General features: G+C 57.3%; 17 protein-coding genes. 13 read left to right on the forward strand and 4 right to left on the reverse strand.

The window, feature by feature from the left end; genetic code table 11:
- The first annotated feature begins 79 nt into the window (after positions 1-79).
- From KI613_RS17775 to KI613_RS17810, 8 genes are all read left to right on the forward strand, one after another.
- Positions 80-709, forward strand: a complete 630-nt coding sequence (locus KI613_RS17775) for a c-type cytochrome (RefSeq protein ID WP_226401873.1) — start codon at positions 80-82, stop codon at positions 707-709.
- 107 nt (positions 710-816) lie between these two features.
- A complete protein-coding gene (locus KI613_RS17780; RefSeq protein WP_226401875.1) occupies positions 817-1,251 on the forward strand; it encodes a DUF411 domain-containing protein in 435 nt (144 codons plus the stop codon).
- A gap of 23 nt (positions 1,252-1,274) precedes the next feature.
- Positions 1,275-1,613: a copper-binding protein gene (locus KI613_RS17785; RefSeq protein WP_226401877.1), complete on the forward strand. Its 339-nt coding sequence runs from the start codon at positions 1,275-1,277 to the stop codon at positions 1,611-1,613.
- Positions 1,614-1,617: 4 nt separating this feature from the next.
- Positions 1,618-2,934, forward strand: coding sequence for a TolC family protein (locus KI613_RS17790; protein WP_226401879.1), 1,317 nt, complete (start codon positions 1,618-1,620; stop codon positions 2,932-2,934).
- Positions 2,931-4,514: an efflux RND transporter periplasmic adaptor subunit gene (locus KI613_RS17795; RefSeq protein ID WP_226401881.1), complete on the forward strand. Its 1,584-nt coding sequence runs from the start codon at positions 2,931-2,933 to the stop codon at positions 4,512-4,514. The genes KI613_RS17790 and KI613_RS17795 overlap by 4 nt, the downstream gene beginning before the upstream one ends.
- Before the next feature lie 11 nt (positions 4,515-4,525).
- Positions 4,526-7,660, forward strand: coding sequence for an efflux RND transporter permease subunit (locus tag KI613_RS17800; protein ID WP_226401883.1), 3,135 nt, complete (start codon positions 4,526-4,528; stop codon positions 7,658-7,660).
- Positions 7,661-7,670: 10 nt separating this feature from the next.
- The gene (locus KI613_RS17805; RefSeq protein ID WP_226401885.1) at positions 7,671-8,420 is read left to right on the forward strand and encodes an HD-GYP domain-containing protein; all 750 of its coding nucleotides are present in this window, start codon (positions 7,671-7,673) and stop codon (positions 8,418-8,420) included.
- Positions 8,421-8,450: 30 nt separating this feature from the next.
- Positions 8,451-10,724 carry a heavy metal translocating P-type ATPase gene (locus tag KI613_RS17810; RefSeq protein ID WP_226401886.1) on the forward strand — a complete coding sequence of 758 codons (2,274 nt, stop codon included), beginning with the start codon at positions 8,451-8,453 and terminating at the stop codon, positions 10,722-10,724.
- 19 nt (positions 10,725-10,743) lie between these two features.
- Here the strand turns inward: KI613_RS17810 and KI613_RS17815 are convergent, their stop codons facing one another.
- Positions 10,744-11,994 carry a hypothetical protein gene (locus tag KI613_RS17815; RefSeq protein WP_226401888.1) on the reverse strand — a complete coding sequence of 417 codons (1,251 nt, stop codon included), beginning with the start codon at positions 11,992-11,994 and terminating at the stop codon, positions 10,744-10,746.
- Positions 11,995-12,238: 244 nt separating this feature from the next.
- Here KI613_RS17815 and KI613_RS17820 point away from each other — a divergent pair, with 244 nt between their 5' ends.
- From KI613_RS17820 to KI613_RS17835, 4 genes are all read left to right on the forward strand, one after another.
- Entirely contained in the window at positions 12,239-12,739 is a 501-nt protein-coding gene (locus KI613_RS17820; RefSeq protein ID WP_226401890.1) for a YHS domain-containing protein, read from the forward strand.
- A 17-nt stretch (positions 12,740-12,756) separates the two neighbouring features.
- Positions 12,757-12,987, forward strand: coding sequence for a DUF2933 domain-containing protein (locus KI613_RS17825; RefSeq protein WP_226401892.1), 231 nt, complete (start codon positions 12,757-12,759; stop codon positions 12,985-12,987).
- Positions 12,984-13,628 (forward strand): methyltransferase family protein, encoded by a 645-nt coding sequence (locus tag KI613_RS17830; protein ID WP_226401894.1) that lies wholly within the window; start codon positions 12,984-12,986, stop codon positions 13,626-13,628. The genes KI613_RS17825 and KI613_RS17830 overlap by 4 nt, the downstream gene beginning before the upstream one ends.
- Before the next feature lie 89 nt (positions 13,629-13,717).
- Positions 13,718-13,975: a hypothetical protein gene (locus KI613_RS17835; protein ID WP_226401896.1), complete on the forward strand. Its 258-nt coding sequence runs from the start codon at positions 13,718-13,720 to the stop codon at positions 13,973-13,975.
- A 212-nt stretch (positions 13,976-14,187) separates the two neighbouring features.
- Here KI613_RS17835 and KI613_RS17840 read toward each other — a convergent pair whose 3' ends face one another.
- Positions 14,188-14,511: a hypothetical protein gene (locus KI613_RS17840; protein ID WP_226401898.1), complete on the reverse strand. Its 324-nt coding sequence runs from the start codon at positions 14,509-14,511 to the stop codon at positions 14,188-14,190.
- A gap of 445 nt (positions 14,512-14,956) precedes the next feature.
- Between KI613_RS17840 and KI613_RS17845 the strand changes: the two genes are divergently transcribed.
- Positions 14,957-15,793, forward strand: a complete 837-nt coding sequence (locus KI613_RS17845; protein ID WP_226401900.1) for an alpha/beta fold hydrolase — start codon at positions 14,957-14,959, stop codon at positions 15,791-15,793.
- A 7-nt stretch (positions 15,794-15,800) separates the two neighbouring features.
- On the opposite strand, the gene KI613_RS17850 is transcribed toward KI613_RS17845, so the two are convergent.
- Both KI613_RS17850 and msrA read right to left on the reverse strand, forming a co-directional pair.
- Positions 15,801-16,430 carry a transglycosylase SLT domain-containing protein gene (locus KI613_RS17850; protein ID WP_226401902.1) on the reverse strand — a complete coding sequence of 210 codons (630 nt, stop codon included), beginning with the start codon at positions 16,428-16,430 and terminating at the stop codon, positions 15,801-15,803.
- A 402-nt stretch (positions 16,431-16,832) separates the two neighbouring features.
- Positions 16,833-17,372, reverse strand: a complete 540-nt coding sequence (msrA, locus tag KI613_RS17855) for a peptide-methionine (S)-S-oxide reductase MsrA (RefSeq protein ID WP_226401904.1) — start codon at positions 17,370-17,372, stop codon at positions 16,833-16,835.
- Positions 17,373-17,392: the final 20 nt, after the last annotated feature.

Here is a 17,392-nt window from a genome sequence, read left to right on the forward strand (position 1 = left end):
ACAAAAATGTAATTTTTTGGTCAGTCTCTGGTTAGGTGGACATCACCAAAATGGTGCATGTTGTAATCAGGAGATGTAAATGAAGCAATTTCTATTGGGCGCTGCGTCGGTAGTCGGACTCGGGGTTATCGCGGGCTATGGCCTCATTCAGTCAGGCGGCATCGACTTTGCTGCCGATTCAACTCATTCGCCCAGCATGACCAAGGTCATTGAGTGGGCACGCGAACAGTCCGTAGCCAAGCAAGCCAAGGACATCGTCCCGCCAACAGACTTGGATTCCGAAGAGCGCATTCGCCGCGGCGCAGGAAACTACGAGGCTATGTGTGTCAATTGCCACCTGTCACCTGATGTCGAGGACAGCGAGATACGCAAGGGCCTGTATCCAAGCCCGCCAAACCTGTCGCTGGCAGCCCCTGCAACCGAGGAACCAGTAGCAGATGCCCGCCGATTCTGGATTATCAAACATGGCATCAAGGGTTCCGGGATGCCGGCTTGGGCGAAAGGTGGGATGGATGATGAAGCCATCTGGGACCTGACGGCCTTCATCAAAGTCCTGCCGAAGCTCTCAGCCGCCGACTATCAGGCCCGCGTTGCAGCCAGTGAAGGACACTCGCACGCCGGCATGGAGCACCCCGCTCCAGAAACGAGCTCCCCCAAACCTCATAACCATGAGGGCCATTCCCACAGCAAGCATAAGCACAGCCATTGAGGCCCCCTTGATTACCGAAATGTAATTTTTTGGTCAGCTTGCTGTTGGGTGCAGATACCTAAACTTTGTGCCAATACGTTCCCACTCACAGCTCAACGAAGGTCGACATGTTCAAGACTAGCTCCCTGATTATTGCCCTGTCGCTGTTTGCCGGCATCAACCTGGCCCAGGCGGCGGAGCGCGTTGAAGTGTTCAAAAGCCCGTACTGCGGCTGTTGCGAAAAATGGGTAGAGCACATGCGCAAGGCCGGTTTTGATGTCGTCACCAAGGACGTCAATGATGTTCCTGCGGCTCGAAAGGCTGCCGGCATGCCGGAGCGATTCGGCTCCTGCCATACCGCCAAGGTCGGTGGGTATGTCGTGGAAGGCCATGTTCCCGCTGCTGATGTCCAGCGCCTGCTGAAAGAAAAACCCAAGGCCGTCGGCTTGGCCGCGCCAGGCATGCCCCAAGGCTCACCGGGCATGGAAACCAATCACCCGCAAGCCTACGACACGCTGCTCGTTCAGGCTGACGGCAGCTCCAAAGTTTTCACTAAACATTAACCTTTATCTCTCGGAGAACCCCCATGAAGAAGTTGATTGCATCCTTTGCTTTTGTCGCCACTCTGGCTCCCGCCTTCGCAATGGCAGCTGACCATGATGTGCATGCCGGTCACGGCGCCATGCACTCGGACGCGGCACAATCCACACTCATCGACGGCCTAGTGAAAAAGGTCGACAAGGCCGGCGGCAAGATGACTGTTTCCCATGATGCACTGCCCAATGGCATGCCAGCCATGACCATGGCGTTCAAAGTCAAAGACGCTTCGTGGCTCGACAAAGTAAAGGCCGGCCAGAAAATCCGCTTTGCTTCGGACAACGTCAATGGTGCGATGACTATCGTGCGCCTGGAATTGCCAAAGTAAGGGTATGTTGGCACGCGGTGCCACCGGAAATCATCACGAGGACAAACAGATGAAACGAATAACTACCTCGCGCAAAATCCTGTGCGCCGCGCTCACCGCAGCTTGGTGCCTGGGTGCCCAAGCTCAGGCCCAACCGGGCAGCACTGTTGAAAGTCTGCTTTCCCTGGCGCGAGAAGGTAATCCCGACTTCGCCAGCATGCGTTATGAAGCCGACGCAGCCGCAGAGCGCATCACACCCGCCGGCGCTCTACCAGACCCCAAGCTGCGCACCGAGCTGATGGACATAACCAAAGGTGGCTCACAAAGCGCCTCATTGTCCCCCAGCCGCGTCGGCAGCACGCGCTACACGCTGATGCAGGACATCCCCTGGTTCGGCAAGCGTGACCTGAAGCGTGAGATTGCCGAACTCGAGGCGGAAGGTGCCAAAGGGCGTGCCTATGGCACATGGAGCGAGGTCGCCACCAAAATAAAGACCACCTACGCGCAACTCTACTATCTGGTGCGCAATGAAAGCCTGACCAAGGAAATTCTCGACCTGATGCTCCGCCTGGAAAAAATTGCCCAGGTTCGCTATGCCGGTGGCCTGGCTGCCCAGCAGGATGTCATCCGGGCCCAGGTCGAACAGACCTCGATGCGAAATGAACTCATCGCCCTGGAGACCGAGCATCACCATTTAATGACTAGGATGAATGCCTTGCTGGGACGTCCAGCCAATGCACCGTTGGCGATGCCCGAAGGCCTGCGTCCGTTGCCAATGCCCGCCAAGCTCGATTACGTCTCTCTTGAGGAACGTGCCCGCGCCCGGAATCCGATGCTGTCAGCCGAAGAGCACCGCATCAAGGCTGCCGAGAAGAGCCGCGACCTGGCCTACAAGAATCGCTACCCCGACCTCACCGTGGGCGTTGTGCCCAATCAAATGCAGAACGAAGTGAAGCAGTGGGACTTGATGTTTGAAATCAACATTCCACTCCAGCAGTCCAGTCGCCGCGCCCAAGAGCGCGAGGCAGAAGCGATGGTGTCGGCGAGTCGCGCCAAGCGTGATGCAACCTCGAACCAGCTCCTGGCTGACCTTTCCACCAATATTTCCGAACTCGAAGCCGCTCGGCGAACCGAACGGCTCACGACCGACAGCCTGCTGCCCCAGGCGGAACTTACCTTGAAGGCCGCGCTGGCCGGCTATGAAACCGGCAAGGTCGACTTTGCGACCCTGCTGGACGCACAGCGCCAGATTCGCCAGGCAAAACTCAACCAAATCAAATCGCGTGCCGAGGCCCAAGTCCGCCTTGCAGAAATCGAACGAATTCTCGGAGAAGACCTATGAACAAGGGAGTGATTGCCGCCGCCGTGGTGGCTGCGTTGGCTGCTGGTGGCGGCTATTGGGCTGGCCAGAAGAGCGCTCCGGCTCCGCACGCCGCTGGCGCCACCAACGTTGCAGCAGATTCTGGGAAGAAGGAACGGAAGATACTTTTCTACCGCAATCCAATGGGCCTTCCCGACACCTCGCCGACCCCGAAGAAAGACCCGATGGGCATGGACTACATCGCGGTCTATGAAGGCGAGCAGGATGACGAGCCGGCCTCTGCCAACCAAATAAAAATCAGCACCGAGAAAATTCAGAAGCTCGGTGTACGCACCGAAGCTGCCACCCTGCGCAATCTGGACAAGGTAGTCCGGGCGGCCGGTCGCATCGAACCGGACGAGCGCCGGACCTATACCATCTCCCCGAAATTCGAAGGCTATGTCGAGCGTCTGCACGTCAATGTCACCGGCCAGCCCGTCAGCAAGGGCCAGCCGCTGTTTGAGGTTTACAGCCCAGAATTGGTTTCTGCCCAGCGTGAATACGCTATCGCGGTCCAGGGGCAAGAAAGCCTGAAGGGGGCCGAAAGCTACACCCAGGACAGCATGCGTCAATTGGCTGAATCGAGCCTCGCCCGACTGCGCAACTGGGACATATCTGAAGAGCAGGTGAAGTCCTTGGCCAAGTCGGGCGAAACCCGGCGCACGCTGACTTTCCGTTCGCCGGTCAACGGCATCATCACCGAGAAGAAGGCCGTTCAAGGCATGCGCTTCATGCCTGGCGAGGCCCTGTATCAAGTTGCTGACCTGTCATCGGTCTGGGCGATTGCCGACGTCTTCGAACAGGACATCGGTTTAGTGAAGTCAGGTGGCAAGGCAAAAGTCAAAATCAATGCCTATCCCGACAAGACCTTTGAAGGCACCATCAGCTACGTCTATCCGACGCTGAAGGCGGAGACCCGAACCATCCAGGTTCGCATCGATTTGCCGAACACGAACAACCTGCTGAAGCCGGGTATGTTTGCCCAGCTTGAATTGCCAACTACCGCCAAGGGAGCCGTCGTCACCGTACCGAACTCGGCGGTGATTGATAGCGGCACACGCCAAATCGTTCTGGTTCAGGCCAAGGAAGGCCGATTCGAACCCCGCGAGGTCAAGCTCGGCGCTCGCAGCGATGACCGGGTAGAAGTCATTGATGGTGTCCGTGACGGCGAGCAGGTGGTCGTTGCCGCCAATTTCCTGATTGATGCCGAGAGCAATCTGAAAGCGGCTATCGGTGGCTTTGGCCACTCAGGCCACGGTGCAGCAGCACCCTCCGATAAGCCGGCAGCTGCAACAGTCGGCAACAAGGCCGAAGGCAAAGTCGAAGAGGTCGATGCCAAGGCGGGTACGGTCAGCATCACGCATGGTCCGGTGCCCAGTTTGAAATGGCCCGGAATGACCATGGAGTTCAAACCCGCCAACGAAGCCATCATGAAGCAGTTGAAACCAGGGGCTGCAATTGACTTTGAGTTTGTCGAACGTGGCCAGGGCGAATGGGTTATCACGTCCGTTCAACCTGCTAGCCAGCCTGCTGGCAAAGCCAACCCGCACGCCGGACACTGAGGAACTGCGAGATGTTGGCCAAAATCATTGAATGGTCAGGACGTAACCGCTTCCTGGTCTTGCTAGCCACGTTGTTCATCATTGTGGCCGGCGTCGTGGCGGTCATGCGAACGCCGCTCGATGCACTTCCCGACCTGTCCGACGTCCAGGTCATCGTCTATACCGAGTACCCCGGCCAGGCCCCCCAGGTCGTCGAAGACCAGGTAACCTATCCGTTGACGACCTCAATGTTGTCGGTGCCCAAATCCAAGGTGGTCCGCGGCTTCTCGTTCTTCGGTGCGTCCTTCGTCTACATCATTTTTGAGGACGGCACGGACATCTACTGGGCGCGTTCGCGGGTTCTGGAATACCTCAATTTCGCCGCCGGACGTATGCCCAAAGGCGTTACGCCGCAGATAGGACCGGATGCGACGGGTGTGGGCTGGGTCTATCAATACGTCGTCCTGGCCAAGGACAAGTCGCTGGCCGAACTGCGCACCCTGCAAGACTGGTATGTGCGTTATCAACTGACCAAAGCCCATGGTGTCGCCGAAGTTGCCTCCATCGGCGGCTTCGTCCAGACCTACCAGGTCACCGTCGACCCCGTGAAGCTTCGTTCCTACGGCATTCCGCTCGCCAAGGTCTCGCAGGTCATTCGTGACTCGAACCGGGACGTCGGTGGCCGTGTTATCGAAATGGCCGAAACCGAGTACATGGTCCGTGGCAAGGGCTACTTGCGCGGAATAGGCGACATCGAAAACCTCGTCGTCAAGGCAGAAAAGGGCACACCAGTCCTTATACGGGACATCGCCCGCGTTGAACTGGCACCCGACGAACGCCGTGGCCTGACCGAACTCAATGGTGAAGGCGAAGTGGTCTCGGGCATCGCCATGGCCCGCTATGGCCAGAACGCACTGGAGGTCATCCACAACCTCAAGGAGAAAATCGGCGAAATCTCGGCTGGCCTCCCCGAAGGGGTGACCATCGAGTCGGTCTATGACCGCTCCGAGTTGATTCACCGGGCCATCGACACCCTGAAGCGCACGCTGGTTGAGGAAAGCATCATCGTGGCCCTGGTCTGCGTCGTATTCCTCCTCCACCTGCGAAGTGCACTGGTGGCCATCCTCATGCTGCCGGTTGGAGTTCTGATTTCCTTTATCGCCATGCGCCTTCTCGGCATGAACTCGAACCTGATGAGCTTAGGCGGCATCGCCATCGCCATCGGCGCGATGATTGATGCAGCCATTGTGATGATTGAGAACGCCCACAAGCATATCGAGCGTCTGCCTGAGAACCACACGCACGCCGACCGGGCCGAAGCCATGATTACCGCCTGCAGGGAAGTCGGTCCGGCGCTGTTCTTCTCGCTCCTCATCATCACCGTTTCATTCCTGCCGGTATTCACTCTGGAAGACCAGGAGGGCCGACTGTTCTCGCCGCTGGCCTACACCAAGACCTTCTCGATGGCCGGCGCAGCACTGCTTTCCGTCACGCTGGTGCCTGTCCTGATGATGCTGTTCATTCGCGGCAAAATCATGCCCGAGGCCAAAAATCCGGTGAATCGTTTCCTCATTTGGGTCTACCGGCCCATCATCGCCTGGGTCATGCGGTGGAAGAAGACCACCATCGTGGCCGCCATCGTTGCGCTCGTGGTTTCCATCTATCCGGCCAGCAAGCTGGGCTCGGAGTTCATGCCCACCTTGAACGAAGGCACCTTGTTCTACATGCCGGCTTCTCTGCCCGGGATGTCGATTACCAAGGCCGCCGAACTGCTGCAAACGCAGAACAAAATCATCAAGAGTTTCCCGGAAGTCGCCTCGGTGTATGGCAAGGCGGGCCGTGCCAATACGGCTACCGACCCGGCACCGACCGAGATGTTCGAGACCGTCATCAACCTCAAGCCGGAGTCCGAATGGCGCCCGGGATTGACCACCGACAAGCTCATTGCCGAGATGGACAAGGCATTGCAGTTCCCGGGGGTATCGAACGCCTGGACGATGCCTATCAAGGCTCGCATTGACATGCTCTCCACCGGCATCCGGACCCCCATCGGTATCAAGGTGTTCGGCAAGGACCTTACCGAGATGGAGCGCCTGGCCCGGGAAATCGAGACTGTCGTGAAGGAAGTGCCGGGAACCACGTCAGCGTTTGCCGAACGGATTACCGGGGGCTACTACCTGAACATCGAACCGGACCGTACCCAGCTGGCCCGCTACGGCCTGGCGGTTGGCGACGTCCAGGAGGTCATTGGGCAGGCGTTGGGCGGCGAGATGGTGACCACGACCGTCGAGGGACGCGAGCGTTTTGGGGTGACCGTGCGTTACCCCCGCGAACTTCGCTCAGACCCGCAACAGATTGCCCAGCAGGTACTGGTGCCGACCATGGATGGTGCAATGATTCCGCTGGGGCAGTTGGCGAAGATTGAAGTGGCCAAGGGGACGCCGGGCATCCGGACTGAAAATGCGCTGCTCTCCGCCTACATCTTTGTGGACATCCGGGAACGTGACATCGGCGGCTACGTGGCTGACGCCAAAAAGGCGGTTGCTTCGAAGGTCAAATTCCCGCCGGGCTACTACGCGACCTGGAGTGGTCAGTTCGAGTCGATGGAACGTGCCATCGAGAAGATGAAGATTGTTGTGCCGGTCACGCTGCTCATCATCTTCCTGCTGCTCTATCTCAACTTCCGGCGCATGACCGAGACCATCATCGTCATGCTATCCGTACCGTTCGCCCTAGTGGGTGGTGTTTGGCTGATGTGGCTGCTGGGCTACAACCTCTCAGTCGCCGTCGCGGTGGGCTTCATTGCCCTGGCCGGCGTCGCTGCCGAGACGGGGGTCGTCATGCTGATTTACCTCGACCATGCCTGGGAAGCACTCAAGGCCAAACGCCAAGCTGAAGGAAAGGAACCCAGTGTGGGCGACCTCTACGAAGCCATCATGGAAGGGGCCGTAGAACGGGTTCGCCCCAAGATGATGACCGTGGTGGCCATCATGGCAGGCCTGCTCCCCATCATGTGGGGTACCGGAACGGGGTCTGAAGTCATGAGCCGGATTGCAGCCCCGATGGTCGGCGGGATGATTTCTTCCACGGTTCTGACCTTGGCGGTTATTCCGGCTATCTACGCCCTGGTTAAGCAGTGGCGACTCACCAAAAAGTTGGAATCTTGAAGAGCGAGTCATGACTACCTTTGGTACAGCCTCTCCAACCTGCGCCCATTGCGGAAGTAGCGATAAGGAGAGACTGTACCTTAAGGAGGACCACTGCCATTGCTGCGAGGGCTGCCTGCTGGACCGGTGTGTCGGTCAGAAGCCGACGCTCGACTTGGCCGGGCTGTACTCCGGGTTCGTTGAGGCCCTTGTCCGCACATTGGACATGCGAGAACTGGAGACTGGGCTGCACTCCCGGCGAAGCGCCTGCCACACGCTGGTTCTGGCGCGACGAATCATCACGGATGCCGAAGAGCTTCGCCAAATCTACTGGGGCGCCTTGCTTCACGACATTGGAAAAATAGGCATTCCCGAGCAGATTCTTCTGAAGACGGACGCGTTGACGAATGAGGAGTGGCTGACCATGCGTACCCATGTTGAATTGGGTTACTCAATCGTCAGCCAGTTGCCCGGCCTCGAAAGCGCTGCCGCAATAGTTCGAAGCCATGAAGAACGATTTGATGGCACAGGGTATCCACATGGACTGAAGGGCGAAGAAATTCCTGTGGGGTCCAGGCTATTTGCAGTGATTGACACCCTGGATGCCATGACGTCTGACCGTTCCTATCGCCGTGGTCTTGAGTTCGAGGAGGCGAAAGACGAAATTTTGAGGATGTCTGGAAGCCAATTTGACCCGGTGGCCGTGGACCTCTTTTTGGCCGACGAAAAAGTTTTGAGGGAAATGGTTGCACTCAAATGCGGCCAGCCACAATCGGTGTAGCTACACGCAACAACGTGAAGGATGATGACCATGTTCATTGACCCAGTATGCGGGATGACGGTCAAGCCCGAATCCCCCCATGAAGTCCTCCTGGAGGGGGTTACCCATCGGTTTTGCAGTGCCAAGTGCAAGGCAAAATTTGAAGCAGACCCGGCGCACTATCTGGCTCCGAAAGCTGAGCCCCAACCAGCATCCGAAGAAGAGCAGCAACGGGAATACACCTGCCCGATGCACCCGGAGGTGCGCCAGTTTGGGCCTGGCGATTGCCCAAAATGTGGCATGGCCCTGGAACCGATTGTTCCCGACCTTGATGCCAGCGAGGACAACTCGGAATATCTGGATTTCCGACGCCGCTTCTGGGGAAGCCTGCCTTTGAGTGTGGTTGTGACAGTGCTGGCGATGGCGGGTCATTACTTTGAGAGCCTCTCTGCTGCAAACCGGACTTGGCTTGAACTGGTACTCAGTGCCCCCGTGGTTCTCTGGGCGGGGGCACCATTCTTTGTCCGTGGCTGGAAGTCCATCGTCACCCGTAGCCCCAACATGTGGACGCTCATCAGCATCGGCACTGGCGCGGCGTTTCTCTACAGCCTTGTAGCCGCCGTGGCTCCCGGACTTTTTCCCGCCTCCTTTGAGTCGCACGGGCGTATCGGCGTCTATTTCGAGGCGGCAGCGGTCATTATCTCGCTGACTCTCCTGGGGCAAATGCTGGAGCTTAGTGCTCGCTCGCAAACCTCTGCCGCCATCAAGTCTTTGCTCGGCCTGGCCCCCAAAACGGCCAGGCGCATCAATGCCGACGGTTCGGAAGAGGATGTGCCGTTGAACCATGTCCATGTCGGCGACCTGCTGCGTGTCAGGCCGGGGGAAAAGGTTCCAGTCGATGGCTCGGTAGTCGAGGGCCGAAGCACAATCGACGAGTCGATGCTGACTGGGGAGCCAATCCCGGTAAGCAAGGAAGCTCAGGACAAGGTGATTGGCGCAACCCTGAATGGCTCCGGCAGTCTGATTATTCGGTCCGAGAGCGTGGGTTCGCACACCGTGCTGGCCCAAATCATTCAGATGGTGGCCCAGGCGCAGCGTTCGAAGGCACCGATGCAGCGCCTGGCGGATGTCGTGGCCGGCTACTTTGTTGTGGCCGTGGTTGCAATCGCGCTCTTGAGCTTCTTCGGTTGGGGATTCTTCGGTGGTGAGCGCGGCTGGCTCTTTGGCATTATCAGCGCCGTGTCGGTACTCATCATTGCTTGCCCCTGCGCCCTCGGGCTGGCAACGCCGATGGCCATCATGGTGGCCACCGGCAAGGCCGCCACCCAGGGCATTCTCTTCCGGGATGCGGCGGCCATCGAGCGCATGCGGGAAATCGATACCATCATCGTCGACAAGACTGGAACGCTGACCGAAGGCCACCCTGCATTCGAACAGGTCATTCCCGTCAGTGGTGTCACACCAGATGAAGTCCTGCGTTTGGCGGCAAGTCTGGACCAGGGCAGTGAGCATCCTTTGGCTGAGGCCATTGTCCGCGCCGCCAAGGAGAAAAGCCTGCCCCTCGAGAAGGCGGAGAGTTTCGAATCCTCAAGCGGTATCGGCGTGCACGGACAAGTTGGCGGCCGGCGACTGTCCCTGGGGAATTCGACCCTCATGGTTCAGGAGGACATCGACCTGAGCCCCCTTGTTGCTCAAGCAGAAGAACTGAGGCGCACAGGTGCCAGCGTCATGTATCTGGCAGCCGATGGCTTGCTAGTGGGCTTATTGGCCGTCTCCGACCCGATTAAGGCAAGCACACCCGAAGCGCTCAAAATGCTTAAAGATGCGGGCATCCGGGTGGTGATGGCTACGGGCGATGGGGAGCTGACTGCCAAGGCTGTAGGGCAGCGACTTGGCATCGACGAGGTCCATGGCGAAGTGAAGCCGGCCGACAAGTTGGCACTCGTCGAGCGACTCCAATCTGAAGGGCGGGTAGTCGCCATGGCCGGTGATGGTATCAATGATGCGCCAGCCCTAGCGCGTGCCGATGTCGGTGTTGCCATGGGGACGGGGACCGATGTCGCCATGAACAGTGCCCAGGTCACCCTGGTCAAAGGGGACTTGCGCGGCATTGCCCGGGCCCAAGCCCTATCCAGAGCCACGGTACGCAACATGCGACAGAACCTTTGGTTTGCGTTCGCCTACAACGCCCTTGGCATTCCTATCGCGGCTGGCCTCCTGTACCCATTCTTCGGCCTGGTCCTGTCACCGATGATTGCCGCGGCTGCGATGAGCCTGTCGTCAGTCAGCGTCGTCGGCAACTCATTGAGATTGCGCAGCGCCTGAGTCGTACTTGATATTGGGGTCAGGCAGCACAGCGACAGGCCACCTTGTTGAGAATCTGATGGTCGTCACCGAGTTTGCAAAGGGACTCGAAGTGCTTATCCAATTCCTCGAACAGGATGTAGCCGATGGAGAACTCATCTGGCCGCTGGAACATGGGGCGCTTGAGTTGGTCGATGATTTCCTTCTCACGTTTTGACGGGGCTACTAGGTAGAGGTGGTCCTCCTTCCCGGGAAGAGAGAGGGCCATGTCGGTCAGCCGGAGAATTCCGGAATAGATGGACGTGCTTTTCTCAACTTCAAACGCACAGGCAATCTTCGCCTCGCCCTTGTGGAGCCATAGGACATCAATCAGTTCGGCCGTTGAGTGCACATCTGAGGGCAACCCAAGATTAGGTAGTTTGTCGAGGCAACGATAGCCAAGGGGGCTGCCTTGATACACGGCACTGCGGTCGTTTCGGGCGACCAGTGTGTCGTACCCAAGCGCTCGCCCGAGTTCGCACAGTTGGTGCTGGACCTTGGTGTGCAGCCGTTCCTCTGCCAAATCCTGCTGCACTTGGGTGTGACGTTTGAGCCTGACCTGCTCGACCTTCTCGTGTTCGGCATTGAGGGAGTCAGCGCCATTGCATCCCAGGCGACCCACACCAATTTCAAACAGCATCCCGCTGAAAGCACCGAGGTCCTTCGAAAGAATGCCGATGGCCGCATTGGCTTCGATAATGGTCTCCCGCATCTCGAGATAGCTCTCCCAGGAGCCCAGTTTCTTCTTGGTCTGGAACAAGGCGTTGAAGCCGTTCAGCATCGCGGTATTGAAGGGTGGGAACAACGTGGGATGCAGGAAATAGAGGATATTGCCGACCGATGGCCCCAGTCCTTTGATGCCTTTGGCAGAGAGCTTGAGCACCTCTTTTTCTAGGGCACGGACATCCGTACTCTCCAGGCATGCGTAAAGGAATTCGCCAAATGCCTGCTTGTTGGCCTCGTTCTCGTAGATGTCGGGAATCCGAAGCTTGGGCTTCCAGTAAAACGGATGGGCTGCCCCTTCGAACACCTGCTTTTGTTCCGAAATACACCCGAGGACAAACTCCAGGGAAGAGCCTTTGAAGTCGTTGGGAAAGCGCCCGTGCTTTATGTCATCGACCACCGTGGCGACACCGCGACGAATGCTCCGAAAGGCCTTGAGGCGCTCTTCATTGCTGATAAACCAAGTGTTGTAAACCGACTCAGGGTCAGCTTTATAGGATTCGGCGGTCGGTTGCAGGAGTTGTTTCATGACATAGGTTTGGGCGGGAGGGTGGGCTGGTTTTACCAGTGGGGCAGAGGGAGGTCAAATATGACTCGGGCCTGAATTTCTGATTTGTATAGAAACTGGGTGAGAAGCATGGGAATGCTGACCAACTTGTAATCTCGAAGTCATCTCTCCGACAGTATAGATAGCGCAGACTTGAAACTAAGGGGAGGAGCGCCGCAACCGCCCGGAAGGGCAAAGCACTCCCGAGCCACAAGAGGTAGTTGAGATGAACCTCCATAACCCGCAAAGCATTGACCCGGTCTGCCTGACAAAGCTGGACACCTCGATGGCAAACCATCAACAGACCTATCGAAATATCACGTACCACTTTTGCTCTGGGCACTGCCAAGAGCGCTTCTCCGAGGCACCGGTGTTCTTCAGTGCACCTCGGCGGATTGATGAGCGACATCCGATACCCACGCATCACAGGCTGAGGGTTGCCTCGGTTCCGGAGGCTATCCGCGAGGTGGCAGGAATTCGTCTTAGCGAAGTCCGTGGCGTGAACAGCGTTCTCATCGGTGACGGCTATGCAGACATCGACTACGACTTGCGGCTGGTCAGCCTGAATCAGCTCGAAACAGCAATGAAAGATGCCGGGCTGCCACTCAAGGGCTGGCTGCATGGATTGAGCCGCAGCCTGTGGAGTTTTGTTGAGCATAACGAGCTTGAGAATCTGGCAAGCCAGCCATCCCCATGTTGCAGCAGGCCACCCATTCGAGTTCGGTAAGTCCAAGAGGATGCATCATGAACAACATTGAAATCCATAACGAAGCGCCCGAGAAACATCACGCAAAGCGCTCAAACATTGCCTGGTGGGTATTCGCCGCTATTGCGCTCTTTTACCTGCTGACTGAGCACCAGGCTCATTTTCTGGGTGCGCTTCCATACCTGCTTCTGTTGGCCTGCCCGTTGATGCACATCTTCATGCACCACGGTCATGGGCACCAAGGTCACGATGGAGGAGACAAGAAATGACGACTGATACAAGCGACTATGGCCTGTGGTCACTGGCCATCATCAACTCGCTGTTCTTCATCCTCTTCGCAGCCAGTTTCTTCAAACCACAGTCCAGGCGAGACTGGCGAACACTCGGGTTGTTCTCGGCGTTTGTCGTGGCCTTGTTCACCGAGATGTATGGCTTTCCGCTGACCATCTACTTGTTGTCAGGCTGGCTGACCGAACAATTTCCAGGCATCAACTGGTTGTCCCATGATGCCGGCCACCTGCCTGAGATGTTGTTTGGCTGGAAGGTTAATCCGCACTTCGGGCCATTCCACATCCTTTCGAATGTATTCATTCTGGGTGGATTCTGGCTGCTCTCCAAGGCCTGGCCGGTCCTGTATAACGCCCAACGCAGCGGAGAACTTGCGTGCTCAGGACCTTACGGACGAATCAGGCATCCTCAATATGCAGCGTTTATCCTGGTCATGTTTGGTTTCCTGTTGCAGTGGCCAACCATCATCACCGTCTTGTTGTTCCCGATTCTTGTCGTGACCTATGTACGCTTGGCTCATCAAGAAGAGCAGAGTGCTCTTGCCGAGTTTGGTGAGCGATACAGGCAATATATGGAGCATGTCTCGGGTTGGTGGCCAAAAGGTAACCTGACAAAAAAGTAATCCAATCGTCACTTGTCTGACGGTTTCAATGGCGCACACTGGATTCGTCTAAACAAGACAAACTTGTTCAACCTTTGAGGAGTATGACCATGAAACTGCAAGCCCTGCTTTCCGCTTCTATTCTGGCTACTATTACTGCGCTTTCGGCAAGTGCTTACGCCGAAGAAAAGGCTGTTCCGGCCACCGAAGTTAAGGTCGAAAAAGCTGCTCCCGCTCAAGCTGCGAAGCCGCATTCCCATGTCCAAGAAAAAACTGGGATGCCTCAGGATATGAAACCACCTGCCACGGCCAAGAAGAATCCCGCTAATGACAAGACCAAGCACTACCATCCGCGAGATATGAAGTAATACATGCTTCGGAACAGGCGGCTCTTCGGAGCCGCTAATTATTTCGAATGCTAGATTTCGACACCACGCGTCATGGAAGCCGTTGCGCCTGCAAAATGCTTGCGGAGGCCATTGGCTGTGACCATAAAGCGATTAGTTTCAGGTTTTGTCGAAATGTCTTGATGAGGCGCTGGGTAGTTGAATGCAATCATGGTTGCCAAGACCTACCGCCACTAGAAAAGAAAAGTGAGCACTGGCACGACGTTGGTCCAATTGACCCGGTTAAAGCCATTCTTGTCAAAAACGACTGAGCAGTTCTCCCGCCGCCAATTCGTCCGGTTGAGATAGGAAAGCGGACAATTATTGCCACCCCATTGAGTTTCCGCTTCTGGCCGGTTGCCGACACCGACAAAGGTGTAGAAAACCAACGTAGGGAGACGGAGCTGGTTAATGTTTTTCGATAAATTGCTCACATAAGCACTAAACGTTAACGTTTTTCGATAACCGTGACTGTTTTTCAAGTAGCCAATGCTTGGCGCAAAGGGATAGTCAGCCATGTCTCCATCGGGCTTTCCAGAAGAATAGGGAGCTGGTTGGACTCCAGGCGCCGTTGAAACCGAGGCGCTAAGTGGACGGCGGTCCGCTGTCCACTAAAAGAACGATTGTGCTCGCGTCACGCAGCACAGCGACAACTGACGGCCCCGCCCCAGTCATTGACCTAGTCCATCCTGACAGTCCGATATTAGCCGAAAGTTGCAACTACGGTGCCTACGGAGCAATCAGAATAGTGTAAATAAGTTGGCTGTTTATGCGATGCAATCTCGCATTGTTTACACAGGACCACTCAGCCAAGGCCATTAACCGGAAATTATTAGCTTGTTTCCTCTGTCGTATCGCTGTTTACGCAAAATCAACCAAGGTTTCCAGTTAAACATTTCCATACTCCTCCGTATTGATGGCGGCGATTATACTGGCGGCCTGACGATTTCAAAGAGTAAGCCGATGACGCATTTCGTGGCCGACGATGGCGAGAAGATTCATGTCAGGATTTCCGGTGAAGGTTCGCCGCTGATCCTGCTCCATGGCTGGACGTCAAGCAGCCAGGAATGGTTCCCTTTCATGGCCGAGCTCAATGCGCAGCACCGCGTTTATCGCTGGGATGCGCGCGGCCACGGCGGCCATACGCTGGCTCATGCCGGCTCGGCGACCGTCGAGCGCATGGCGCGTGATCTCCGGAACCTGATCGACCATTACGGCCTGCACGAGGCCACCGCCGTCGGCCATTCGATGGGTGCCCTGACGCTCTGGCAATACCTGCGCGACCACGGCACGCACGGCCTCGGCAAGCTGTGCCTGATCGACCAGTCGCCCAAGCTGCTGACAGCCGACGACTGGGCACATGGAATTTACGGGGATTTCGGCGTTGACCGTAACGACGAGCTGGTTTCGTGGCTACGTGACGATTTTGCCGAGGGCGTGCTCAAACTGACGGCGCACGGCCTCAACAAGCGGGCCGAGGAGAAATACCTGCAGAACGCTTCGGGCTGGCAACGCTCACGCGCTGCGCTGCAGGCCCAGAATCCGGAACCGCTGATCAACTGCTGGCTGAGCCTGACCGCCGCCGATTATCGCGACGTGCTGGCCAAAATCCCGCTGCCGACCCTGCTCGTCTACGGTGGCGAGAGCAATTTCTACCATGCATCGACGGCGCAGTACGTCGCCGACAACATCCCGAACGCCGTGCTACGCATCTACGAGGGAACCGACCACTCGCCGCACCAGTGGCAGCGCGAGCGCTTCGTCCGCGAGTTGATGGACTTCATCAACCCGCCGGACTAACTCGGGATCAGGTCGTCCTGAACTTCTGGACGGCCTGTTCGAGACGCAGCTTTTCGGCCAGCACCTTGGTGGCGTAGCGCCGCTCCGGATCGCCGATTGCACCGGCAAATTGCTGCAGGCCGTTTTCCAGCCCGCCGTTGCGACGGATCGATTCCTTGAGCACTTTGGCGCCGACCTGAACATTGATCACCGGGTTGAGGAAGGCGGCCTGATCGGCGTCTTCCGGCAACTTGTCCTGATGGAAACGCGGCATGACCTGCATCAGCCCCTTGGCGCCGACGACGCTTTCGGAGAACGGGTTGAAGCGCGACTCGATACCGATGACGGCAATGATGAGCAGCGGATCGAGATGCAATTGCCGACCGGCCGACTGGGCCGTGGCGAAAATGGGCTCCAGCGCATCCGGCGCCACGCGATAGCGCCGGGAGACGTAGTCCATGGCACCGCGCATTTGGGCACTGAGGGTCTCGGTAGCAGGGTCGATATCCTCGACCACAATCTCCTCGTCCAGCGCCACTTCTTCACTGGCCGGCAGCAGGAACTTCAAGCCGCCGAGCATGGTGGGATTGCCACTTTGGACACCGACCAGGACAAGTACAAAAAATACGCCGGCCAGCATCAGGAACTTCTGAAACATTGAAGACGCGACGGCAGAGAGCCGCAACATCGATGAGGGGAAAACTGTTGAGGTAAACATGCGACCTCCTTCACTGTTGCCACTGTCAAAAAGCATCTTCGACAGCGAACGGTTACAGGGGGTACGACACCGGCCAGGCCCCGGGAAAGGGGACGCTGGAGACCGCAGCCAGACTACAGGATTGCCACGGAAACCGATGCTGCACCGCAGCATTGATTCCAGTGTATTGATTTATATAGTTATTGTCAATCCATAACCCGGAACACAGGAGATTCAGTGTTGCATCGCCGCAACAAAAGCGCTTGAAACGCTGCCTCGGCGGCCAGTCAAAAACAGGCCGAAATACGACATTTCAATTTTGGCCGTTTTTTCCGGTTGACCGTGGAATCGACCTCCAATCGCCTAGCCGGCCTTGATCCGCTCCGCAAAAACTTTGCGCAATTTGAGCGCCTTGGGCGCCACCACAGCGACGCAATAACCCTGGTAAGGATTGCGCCGGAAATACTGGTGGTGATATTCCTCAGCAACGAAGAAAGTCGAGGCCGGTGTCACCTCGGTGACGATCGGCGAGTCCCAGATGCCATCGCTGTTGAGGCGGGCGATCATGGCTTCGGCGACGGCCTGCTGGCCGGCATCGTGGAAGAAGATGGCCGAACGGTATTGCGTGCCGGCGTCGTGGCCCTGGCGGTTCAGGGTGGTCGGATCGTGGATCGTAAAGAAGGCCGTGAGCAGCGTCTCGAAGTCGATTTTGGCCGGATCGAAGACGATCTGGACGACCTCGGCGTGGCCGGTGTCACCGCGGCATACCGCCTCGTAGCTCGGCCGCGGATCATGCCCGCCCATGTAGCCGGGCAGCACCGACAAGACGCCGTCGAGTTGCTCGAACGCCGCTTCGAGGCACCAGAAACAACCACCGGCCAGGGTGGTAACGGCTTGCGTCATGAGGCCATTCCTTTTAATGA

Origin of the sequence: Ferribacterium limneticum (assembly GCF_020510585.1) — a bacterium.
In the GTDB taxonomy this organism is placed as follows: domain Bacteria; phylum Pseudomonadota; class Gammaproteobacteria; order Burkholderiales; family Rhodocyclaceae; genus Azonexus.

What these genes read in the sequence shown, in the direction of transcription:
- KI613_RS17850 (WP_226401902.1), bottom strand. Translation starts at nt 16,430, where the DNA reads ATGTTTCAGAAGTTCCTGATGCTGGCCGGCGTATTTTTTGTACTTGTC.
- KI613_RS17815 (WP_226401888.1), bottom strand. Translation starts at nt 11,994, where the DNA reads ATGAAACAACTCCTGCAACCGACCGCCGAATCCTATAAAGCTGACCCT.
- KI613_RS17810 (WP_226401886.1), top strand. Translation starts at nt 8,451, where the DNA reads ATGTTCATTGACCCAGTATGCGGGATGACGGTCAAGCCCGAATCCCCC.
- KI613_RS17795 (WP_226401881.1), top strand. Translation starts at nt 2,931, where the DNA reads ATGAACAAGGGAGTGATTGCCGCCGCCGTGGTGGCTGCGTTGGCTGCT.
- KI613_RS17785 (WP_226401877.1), top strand. Translation starts at nt 1,275, where the DNA reads ATGAAGAAGTTGATTGCATCCTTTGCTTTTGTCGCCACTCTGGCTCCC.
- KI613_RS17820 (WP_226401890.1), top strand. Translation starts at nt 12,239, where the DNA reads ATGAACCTCCATAACCCGCAAAGCATTGACCCGGTCTGCCTGACAAAG.
- KI613_RS17845 (WP_226401900.1), top strand. Translation starts at nt 14,957, where the DNA reads ATGACGCATTTCGTGGCCGACGATGGCGAGAAGATTCATGTCAGGATT.
- KI613_RS17775 (WP_226401873.1), top strand. Translation starts at nt 80, where the DNA reads ATGAAGCAATTTCTATTGGGCGCTGCGTCGGTAGTCGGACTCGGGGTT.
- KI613_RS17790 (WP_226401879.1), top strand. Translation starts at nt 1,618, where the DNA reads ATGTTGGCACGCGGTGCCACCGGAAATCATCACGAGGACAAACAGATG.
- KI613_RS17830 (WP_226401894.1), top strand. Translation starts at nt 12,984, where the DNA reads ATGACGACTGATACAAGCGACTATGGCCTGTGGTCACTGGCCATCATC.
- KI613_RS17780 (WP_226401875.1), top strand. Translation starts at nt 817, where the DNA reads ATGTTCAAGACTAGCTCCCTGATTATTGCCCTGTCGCTGTTTGCCGGC.
- KI613_RS17800 (WP_226401883.1), top strand. Translation starts at nt 4,526, where the DNA reads ATGTTGGCCAAAATCATTGAATGGTCAGGACGTAACCGCTTCCTGGTC.
- KI613_RS17805 (WP_226401885.1), top strand. Translation starts at nt 7,671, where the DNA reads ATGACTACCTTTGGTACAGCCTCTCCAACCTGCGCCCATTGCGGAAGT.
- KI613_RS17840 (WP_226401898.1), bottom strand. Translation starts at nt 14,511, where the DNA reads ATGGCTGACTATCCCTTTGCGCCAAGCATTGGCTACTTGAAAAACAGT.
- msrA (WP_226401904.1), bottom strand. Translation starts at nt 17,372, where the DNA reads ATGACGCAAGCCGTTACCACCCTGGCCGGTGGTTGTTTCTGGTGCCTC.
- KI613_RS17835 (WP_226401896.1), top strand. Translation starts at nt 13,718, where the DNA reads ATGAAACTGCAAGCCCTGCTTTCCGCTTCTATTCTGGCTACTATTACT.
- KI613_RS17825 (WP_226401892.1), top strand. Translation starts at nt 12,757, where the DNA reads ATGAACAACATTGAAATCCATAACGAAGCGCCCGAGAAACATCACGCA.